General features: G+C 45.4%; 1 protein-coding gene. It reads right to left on the bottom strand.

Annotated elements, in window-relative coordinates:
- Positions 1 to 141 precede the first annotated feature (141 nt).
- Positions 142 to 480 (bottom strand): hypothetical protein, encoded by a 339-nt coding sequence (locus E5336_RS12290; RefSeq protein WP_135981395.1) that lies wholly within the window; start codon positions 478 to 480, stop codon positions 142 to 144.
- Positions 481 to 544: the final 64 nt, after the last annotated feature.

Here is a 544-nt window from a genome sequence, read left to right as displayed (position 1 = left end):
TGGTTTTGAGAGATCGAACGACCACCTTGCCGCTGGCGAGGTTTTTTTGTGCTTGAAAGGTTTCAAAAATACTTACACACTTTTCTTGACAAACCCGATAAATAAAAAAGCGCGGCCGTTCGCCGCGCCAGAATTCAAGCTTTATCGTTGGTTTTCTAGAAGCTTTTCTCTCGCTTCCTGAACCGTCATGGAATTTGGATCGTTGTCCAAATCATACGACTCAGTCACATTGCCATCTTCATCGTAAACATTCACGATGCCCGAACCCGTCAGCATCCCGCCATCGGGCAAGACAAGGACTCTTTGGTCATCGTCGATTCCGTAAAACGGATCGTCCATTGCTTCGGAAGGCATGTCTTCCACATAAACGGGTTCCTGAATTGGCTCGCTCGTTTTTTGTTCCAGCGCATCCACACTCGAGCATCCCGCAAAGACAAGGAGCGCGCCAAGACCAAGCCATACTTTGTTTAATTTTTTCATTGATTTTTCTTCCTGGTATATATGAATTAGCCCATTTAACTGAGCCATTCTATATACCTTTTCC

Origin of the sequence: Dubosiella muris (assembly GCF_004793885.1) — a bacterium.
In the GTDB taxonomy this organism is placed as follows: Bacteria; Bacillota_I; Bacilli_A; order Erysipelotrichales; family Erysipelotrichaceae; genus Dubosiella; species Dubosiella muris.
This window is presented reverse-complemented; position numbering and strand designations above follow the sequence as displayed.

What these genes read in the sequence shown, in the direction of transcription:
- E5336_RS12290 (WP_135981395.1), bottom strand. Translation starts at nt 480, where the DNA reads ATGAAAAAATTAAACAAAGTATGGCTTGGTCTTGGCGCGCTCCTTGTC.